The following is an 8,359-nucleotide window of genomic DNA, read 5'->3' as shown; positions in this document are numbered from 1 at the left end:
GGCGGCTGGTCTTCGGCGGACGCCCTGGACGCCCCGGCGGTGTGGATGCCCTGGACGCCCCGGCGCGTGTACGCGCTAGACGACCCGGCGCGGCGGCCTGGAGAACGGGCACGCCTGGGAGAAGAACTCGCGCCGCTCCTGCACATCACGGAAGTTGACCTGCGTGGACGCGCCGGTCGCGGCGAGCAGCATCCCGTCGGAGGACTCCGGCCCGTCTAGGTAGCCGATCAGCGGCCCCGCCGAGCTGGACGGGACGTGCGCGGCGACGGCGTGCCGCTCCAGGGCGTCGCCGTGCGCCGCGTTGTCCCGCATCTTGCGGACCGTGCGGATGGCGTCCGGGGCGCCCGTGAGCGACTTGGTCTCCATGCCGCCGAGGTTGTTGCGCGGCAGGTGCAGATGCATGTCGCGCCAGGCGAAGATGAACACGCGCAGGCCCACGCCGTGCCGTTCGAGCCGGGGGAGCAGCGGGTCCGCGCCGCCCTCGGCCCGCAGCCGTGCCAGCTCCGCGGCGAACTGCTCGTACAGGTCCGTGAACAGGTGGAACCGCATGCTGACCGAGTGGCTGCCGCTCGTCAGGCCGAGGTTCTCGCGGATCTGGTGGTAGTCGTGGGTGCTGAGGTTGTCGACGATCGGGGGCAGGCACGCCTCGACCGGGTCGAACAGCTCGGCGGCGCCGTCCAGGGCGTCGACGGCGGCCGCGATGTCACCGGCGCGGGCGCTGCGGATGGCCGCCTCGATACGGTCGTTGATCTCCCGTACGAGAAGTTCGGGGATCTGGTGAAGTGCCCGGAACTGGGTGAAATACGTGTCACCGGCCAAGTGGTGCTCATGGACGGCGTGCTGCAGCCGGTCGCTGGCCAGCAGCCGCTCGGGGGCGACGCCCGGCGCGGGGTGCGCGGCCTTGGCCAGGTTCGAACTCCACACCCGGGCGTCGTGGTTGGCGACGCGCACACAGTGCAGGACGCCGAACCACCGGTCCTCCAGGCCGCGCTCGGCGATGACCCCCGCCACGTCGACCAGGCCCTGCCCGGCGAGCGCCGTGAGCCGCTGGTCGAACCGGCGCAGGGCCGGGGTGAACTCGGCGAACGCCGGGGTCGCCTCGACGTCCCAGCGGGGCGCCTCGTCCGGCATGCCGCCGCTCACGCGCAGGGCGGCGACGCTGAGGCGGACCAGGACGCGGTGGAAGCTGCGCACCCAGTGCAAAGCCGTCACGCAACGGTCGACATCCAGCCTTTCCAGGTGGTCGGCGGCGCGGTCGAGGAGGTCCGTGAGGTTGTGCAGGGCGATCTCCGCCGACTGGTAGAGCCCCACGAGCAAGGCCTGCGGGGTGACCGGGTCGGCGGTCGCCTCGGCGCGGGCGTCCTCGATGGCACGCAGGCTCTGCAGGGCGTAGTAGTGCTCGGCGATGACGCCTCGTTCGTTGTGGGTGGGGGTGTGGGAGGCGACAGACGTGGGGTGCAAGAGACTCTCCCTCGGGGGCGATTGACTCACCATTGGCTGCCGTTGCCCGAATGGTGGCCGATGTCATCTGTCGTGCGGCATGAGCAGATGTCGTACTTCTTAGTGAGGCGCATATCCGGGCGATAGACTGAAAGTTTTTCCTGTCCTGTCGACAGGACAAGTGGCCCGTGAATTGCGCGAAGCTGCGGACCCGGGTCGGAAACTCCCGGCCCGGCCGGGAAGTTCGCTGGTGGGGGGTGGCTCTTCCCGTTCACTGCAACGTCGTTCGCCCATCCGGCGGGCCGGATACGTGTGCCCGGCACCGGTGGGACAGCTCCAGACTCGCTCACCTTAGGCGCCGAGTGGTATGGGTAAAAGTGCGTATCGACACTCGAGGAACGCGTTAAGGGCGCAATAAAAATTACGGGGAGACCCAGTGCTAGTTATGTCCGCTATATCCGTGCGCCACTATCAGCGCATGCTCGACCTCGCCATCGAGGCGCTGCGGGAACCGGATCCCGGGCGGCTGTGGCCGCCGGTGGTGTCGGAATTACTGAACGCCTGCGGCGGCGAGTTCCTGTTCCTGACCCAGACGGAACGGACGGGCGGCGGGGGCCCGGTCCGTTCCTGGGCCGCGGACGGGGCCGCCGACCACCGTCTCGACGATCACCTGAGGGAGCGTATCCGCCTCAGCTGTCCCTTCGCGGACCACTACGGCTCGTCCGGCGACCGGGCGCCGCGGACCGCCGCGGACATCCTCGGCGAGCGGGAGTGGCACGGCAGCGAGCTGGCACGGCTGCTGCACGGCCGCCTCGGCACCGACCACCTCCTGGTGGTGCCGCTGCCCGACGCCTCGGGGACGCGCCGCTACTTCCTCATCTGCCGTTCCGGGACGGACTTCACCGACGCCCACCTCGCGTACGCGCGCCGCATCCAGCCCCTGCTCGCGAGCGTCGACGAGCAGGCGGAACTGCTCAGCCGCTGGCGCGCGGCGGCCGCGTCCCCGGCGGGCCGAGAGGACGACGGCAAGGCCGGGGCCGCGGCGGAGGACGGCCAGGACGTCGAAGAGCCGGTGCCCGGCGGCGATCTCACACCGCGCGAGCTGACCGTCCTCGGTCTGCTCGCCGACGCCCTCACCGCCGCGGTCATCGGCCGCCGCCTCGGCATCTCGGTGCACACGGTGCAGAAGCACATCCAGAGCATCTACCGGAAGCTCGGCACCCGCGACCGGGTCACCACCGTCCTGCGGGCGCAGACGTACGGCCTGATCCCCGCCCCCGCCGGGACGCCGGAGGCAGGAGGGACGGGAGCCGCCGGACGGCCCTACGCCGACAGGGCCTAGCCTGCGGGCATGTTCACGACGCGCCCCACGCTCCAGGGCACCTTCGGCATGGTGTCGTCCACCCACTGGCTCGCCTCGCAGTCCGCGATGGCCGTCCTGGAGGACGGCGGCAACGCCTACGACGCCGCCGTCGCGGCGGGCTTCGTGCTGCATGTGGTCGAGCCGCATCTGAACGGGCCCGCCGGGGAGGTGCCGATCATCCTCGCCCCGGCGGGCGGCGACGTGCGCGTCCTGTGCGGACAGGGCGTCGCGCCCGCCGGAGCGAGCGTCGCCCACTACCGGGACGCCCTCGGCCTCGACCTCGTGCCCGGCACCGGACCGCTCGCCGCCGCCGTGCCCGGCGCCTTCGACGCGTGGATGCTGCTGCTGCGCGACCACGGCACCAAGTCGCTCGCCGAGGTCCTGAAGTACGCCATCGGGTACGCCGAGGACGGGCACCCGCCCGTGGAACGCGTCACCGAGACCGTCGAGACCGTACGGGAACTCTTCGAGACCGAGTGGACGTCCTCGGCCGAGGTCTACCTGCCCGGCGGCGCCCCGACCGCCCCCGGCGAACTCCTGCGCAATCCGCGCCTGGCCGCCACCTGGCGGCGGCTCGTCGCCGAGGCCGAAGCCACGGGCGGCGCCGACCGCGACGCGCAGATAGACGCCGCCCGCGAGGTGTGGCGCACCGGCTTCATCGCCGAGGCGCTGGTCCGCCAGGCCGCGCGTCCCACCCTGGACACCAGCGGCAAGCGCCACACCGGCACCCTCACCGCCGCCGACCTCGCCGGCTGGTCGGCCACGTACGAGGACCCGGTCACGTACGACTGGAACGGCTGGACGCTCTGCAAGGCGGGCCCCTGGAGCCAGGGCCCCGCCTTCCTCCAGCAACTCGCCCTGCTTCCAGCCGAATTGCCCGCATACGGCTCGGCCGAATACACGCATCTGCTCGTGGAGGGCTGCAAGCTCGCCATGGCCGACCGAGAGGCCTGGTACGGGGACGCCGCCGAGGTACCGGTCGCCGAACTGCTCTCGGACACCTACAACGCCCGGCGCCGGGCGTTGATCGGCGAGCGGGCCTCCCGCGAACTGCGGCCCGGGCGGCCCGGCGGACGGGAGCCGAGGCTGTCCGCGCACGCGCGGGCCGTCGCTTCGGGGGCGGCGGCCGCGCTCGGGGGCGCGGTGGGGGCGGGGGAGCCGACGGTGGCGGGGGCCGGTGAGCCGACCGTGACGCGGGACGGCGAGCCCGTCGTGACGCCGGACGGCGGGACCCGGGGCGACACCTGCCACCTGGACGTCGTCGACCGCTGGGGCAACATGGTCGCGGCCACGCCGTCCGGCGGCTGGCTCCAGTCCAACCCCGTCGTGCCGGAACTCGGCTTCCCGCTCGGCACCCGGCTGCAGATGGCCTGGCTGGAGGAGGGCCTGCCCAACGCGCTCACCCCCGGCCGCCGCCCCCGCACGACGCTGACGCCGTCGCTCGCCCTCAAGGACGGCGTGCCCGTCATGGCCTTCGGCACACCGGGCGGGGACCAGCAGGACCAGTGGCAGGTGCACTTCTTCCTGTCGGTGGCGCTGCGCCCGCCGGTACGCGGTGGGCTCGACCTGCAGGGCGCCGTCGACGCCCCCAACTGGCACACCGAGTCCTTCCCCGGGTCCTTCTACCCGCGCGGGATGCGGCTGGGCAGCCTCGTCGTCGAGTCCCGCACCGACCCGGAGGCCGTGGCTGAGTTGCGGCGCCGCGGCCACGACGTGACGGTGGGCGGCCCCTGGTCGGAGGGGCGGCTGTGCGCGGTGGCGCGGGATCCGCGGACGGGGGTGCTTTCGGCGGCGGCGAATCCGCGGGGGATGCAGGGGTACGCGGTCGGGCGGTGAGGGCGCGGAGCGCCTTTTCATCCCGATTCCACCCGTTGTTCACCCCGGGAGTCCGCGTTGTCAGTGGTACGTGCTCTCATGGAGGCATGATCGAAACACAGGCAATCAAGGAAAGCATCGACGACTTTCTCGCACGACAGACCGCTGACGTGGAGCGTGTGGTCCGCGAGGCCGCGGCGGCGGAGATCACCCCGAGGTTCCGGCAGCTCGCCGAGGACGACGTCGTCCAGAAGAGCGGCCCGCACGACCTGGTGACCGTCGCCGACCGGCTGGCGGAGGAGCACCTGACCCGAGAGCTGACGGCGCTGCTGCCCGGCTCGGTCGTCGTCGGCGAGGAAGCGGTGCACGCCGACCCGGCGAGGTACGACGCGATAGCGGGCGACGCGCCGGTCTGGATCGTCGATCCCGTCGACGGGACACGCCAGTTCGTCCACGGAGACCCCGGTTTCTGCACGCTCGTCGCGCTCGCCCTGGACGGCGTCGTCCTGGCCTCGTGGACGTACGCGCCCGCGCTCGACGAGTTCGCGACGGCGGTCCGCGGCAAGGGCGCGACGCTCAACGGCACGCCCCTGCGCGCCGGTTCCCCCGAGCCCGGCCGCCCGCTGACGGTGGCCACGTCCCACCCGGACTTCACCACCGACGACCAGAAGCGCGCCCTGCTCGGCCTCACCGCCGAAGGCTTCGCCGCCCGCCCCTGCGGCTCGGCGGGCCTGGAGTACCTGGCCATCGCCCGCGGCGCCCTCGACGCCGTCGCCTTCAGCTGGGAGCTGGCCTGGGACCACGCCGCGGGCCTGCTCCTGGTGGAGGAGGCGGGCGGCGCCCACCGCACCCGCGAGGGCGTGCCGTTCGCCATCACCGGCGGCAACGCCCTGCCGTTCACCGCGGCCCGTGACGAGGCCACGGCCCACCGGGTGGCGGGGGTGCTCGCGGGCGGGGCCTGATCGGGCCGGGGGCCGTCGGGCGAGGTGGTCCGGGGGCTTGTGCGTCGGGGGTGGGGTCCGGGCCGTTTGCGTCGGGGCGCGCCGGTCGGCACAGGCGTGCTGTCGTGGGCGACGGCGGGGGCTGTCCTTCCGGATGTGGCCGCAGGCGACCGCACGCTTCGGTCTCGGACGGCGCCGCACGTCACCGCGGGGTCCGGCCGGGGACGCGGCCGTACTCGACGGCGTGGTCCGACCCGCGTGCTGTCGGAGGGCGCCGGGGCCCGGGAAGTGGCCGTGGTCCGGCATATCCTGGGCGGCACTGGCCATCGGCTGACGAAGGAGTCCGAAGGTGCCGTCGATGCTCGATGCCGTCGTCGTGGGGGCGGGACCGAACGGTCTGACCGCTGCCGTGGAGCTGGCCCGCCGCGGCCTCTCCGTGGCCGTCTTCGAGGCCCGTGACAGCGTCGGTGGCGGCGCCCGCACCGAGGAGCTGACCCTCCCCGGCTTCCGGCACGACCCGTGCTCGGCGGCGCACCCGCTCGGCATCAACTCGCCCGCGTTCCGCGCCATGCCCCTGGAGCGGTACGGCCTCGACTGGCTCCAGCCCGAGCTGCCCATGGCCCACCCCCTCCTCGACGGCCGCGCCGCCGTGCTCGCGCGTTCCGTCGCCGAGACCGCCGCCTCCTTCGGGCCGCGCGACGCGGGGGCGTACCGCAGGCTCGTCGAGCCCTTCCTGCCGCACTGGGACACCCTGCTGCGGGACTTCATGTCGCTGCCGCTGACCGCGCTGCCCCGCGACCCGGCGCTGCTCGCCCGGTTCGGGCTCGTGGGGCTGCCGCCGTCGACGTGGCTGATGCGGCGCTTTCGCGACGAGCCCGCGCGGGCGCTGTTCTCCGGGCTCGTCGCGCACGTCATCGCGCCGCTCGGCGGCCTCGCCACCGGCGGCGTCGGCATGGTCTTCGCGCTCGCCGCACACGCCCGCGGCTGGCCGCTGGCCCGCGGCGGCTCCCAGTCCATCTCCGACGCGCTCGCGGTGTACCTCACCGACCTCGGCGGCATCATCCACACCGACTACGAGGTCAAGCGGCTCGACGACCTGCCGCCCGCCCGCTCCTACGTCTTCGACACCTCGCCCACCGCGCTCGCCCGGATCGCCGGACTCGGGCGCTACTACGACAACTTCCGGTACGGCGCCGGCGCCTTCAAGGTCGACTACGCGCTCGACGGGCCGGTGCCGTGGACCGCGCCCGAGGCGCGCGTCGCGGGCACCGTCCAGGTCGGCGCGGGCAGCCGCGAGATCGGCGCCGCGCTGCGGGCCGCCTCCCGCGAGGGCCGGGCGCCGGACGCCCCGTTCCTGATCACGGTGCAGCCCGGCGTCGTCGACCCGTCCCGGGCGCCCGCGGGCAAGCAGGTCTTCTGGGCGTACGGGCACGTTCCGAACGGCTGGCAGGGCGACCTCACCGACGCCATCGAGCGGCAGCTGGAACGCTTCGCGCCCGGCTTCCGCGACCGTGTCCTCGCCCGTGCCACGGCGGGACCGCCGCAGCTCGCCGCCCGCAACGCCAACTACGTCGGCGGCGACATCGCCTGCGGCGCCGCCAGCGGACTCCAGCTGCTGCTGCGGCCCCGGCTCACCGCGTACCCGTACCGCACCCGGCACCCCGCCGTCTTCATCTGCTCGTCGGCGACCCCGCCAGGACCCGGCGTGCATGGCATGTCCGGCCACAACGCGGCGAAGGCCGTCTGGAAGAGGCTGCGGGAGTCCGCGTGAGCGCCCGCATCACCCTCGTCCAGGGCGACATCACCCGCCAGCGCGCCGACGCCCTCGTGAACGCGGCGAACTCCTCGCTGCTCGGCGGCGGAGGAGTCGACGGCGCCATCCACCGGCGCGGCGGCCCCGACATCCTCGCCGACTGCCGCCGCCTGCGGGCCTCGCACTACGGCAAGGGCCTGCCGACCGGCCGGGCCGTGGCGACGACCGCGGGACGCCTGGACGCGGACCACGTCATCCACACCGTCGGCCCCGTGTGGTCCCCCACCGAGGACCGCTCGCGCCTGCTCGCCTCCTGCTACCACGAGTCCCTGCGGGTCGCGGCCGACCTGGGCGCCCGCACGGTCGCCTTCCCGGCGATCTCGACGGGGGTATACCGCTGGCCGCTGGCCGACGCGGCACGGATCGCGGTGGGCGCGGTACGGGGCGCCTTGGCGGCGCGCCTGGAGGGGGCGGGTGCGGGCGGGGAGGGCCTGGGCGGGGAGGGCTCGGCGCAGGTGGGCTCGGGCGGGTCGGGCTCGGGTGCGGCAGGACCGGGTGGAGCGGGCTCGGCTGCGGCGGGGCTGGGTGGAGCGGCCTCGGGTGCGGCAGGGCCGGGTGGGTCGGGCTCGGGTCGAGCGGGCTCCGATGTGGCGGGGCCGGGCGACATGGGCCAGGACGGGGCGAGCCCGAGCGGGGTGGTGCCGGTGGCGTGGGACTTCGACGAGGTGCGGTTCGTCCTGTTCGACGAGGTCGCGTACCGGGCGTTCGAGGAAGCCCTGGCCGCGCAAGGTTGATGTCGGATTCTCGCCAGCCCGGGGCGCGGGGATGTCCGATGCTTGAGCCATGCCGATCGTGACGCACACCGCATCCCGAGCCCCCGAGGCCACCGCCGCCACAGCAGGAGCTGGCCTGCCCGAGGGCCCGGCAGCGCCCGGCACGCACCCGGCGACGGGGGCGGACGGTACGGGGCGCTCCGGCCCGGCCGGGGTGCAGAGCGCCGACAGGACCGGCCCGGCGGAGCCGCAGGGTGCTGTACGTCCCGGTCGG

The 8,359-nt window shown here is 74.0% G+C and carries 5 protein-coding genes and 1 pseudogene; 5 read left to right on the top strand and 1 reads right to left on the bottom strand.

Annotation, left to right across the window (positions count from 1 at the left end):
- Positions 1–75: 75 nt before the first annotated feature.
- Positions 76–1,461, bottom strand: a complete 1,386-nt coding sequence (locus ACZ6AA_RS25485; RefSeq protein WP_468454536.1) for a hypothetical protein — start codon at positions 1,459–1,461, stop codon at positions 76–78.
- Between the two features lie 424 nt (positions 1,462–1,885).
- Between ACZ6AA_RS25485 and ACZ6AA_RS25480 the strand changes: the two genes are divergently transcribed.
- From ACZ6AA_RS25480 to ACZ6AA_RS25460, 5 genes and pseudogenes are all read left to right on the top strand, one after another.
- A complete protein-coding gene (locus ACZ6AA_RS25480; RefSeq protein ID WP_468454538.1) occupies positions 1,886–2,782 on the top strand; it encodes a helix-turn-helix transcriptional regulator in 897 nt (298 codons plus the stop codon).
- A 9-nt stretch (positions 2,783–2,791) separates the two neighbouring features.
- A complete protein-coding gene (locus ACZ6AA_RS25475; RefSeq protein WP_471460129.1) occupies positions 2,792–4,639 on the top strand; it encodes a gamma-glutamyltransferase family protein in 1,848 nt (615 codons plus the stop codon).
- A gap of 86 nt (positions 4,640–4,725) precedes the next feature.
- On the top strand, positions 4,726–5,580 hold the full coding sequence (locus tag ACZ6AA_RS25470) for an inositol monophosphatase family protein (RefSeq protein ID WP_468454542.1): 855 nt from the start codon (positions 4,726–4,728) through the stop codon (positions 5,578–5,580).
- 337 nt (positions 5,581–5,917) lie between these two features.
- Positions 5,918–7,330: a phytoene desaturase family protein gene (locus tag ACZ6AA_RS25465; protein WP_471460225.1), complete on the top strand. Its 1,413-nt coding sequence runs from the start codon at positions 5,918–5,920 to the stop codon at positions 7,328–7,330.
- Positions 7,327–7,752, top strand: a pseudogene (locus tag ACZ6AA_RS25460) (O-acetyl-ADP-ribose deacetylase); the annotation flags it as partial. The gene ACZ6AA_RS25465 and the pseudogene ACZ6AA_RS25460, both read left to right, overlap by 4 nt.
- Between the last annotated feature and the right edge of the window lie 607 nt (positions 7,753–8,359).

The organism is Streptomyces sp. NPDC040610 (genome assembly GCF_055594065.1).
The sequence above is the reverse complement of the archived record's forward strand: the minus strand, read 5'-3'. Positions and strand labels throughout refer to the sequence as shown.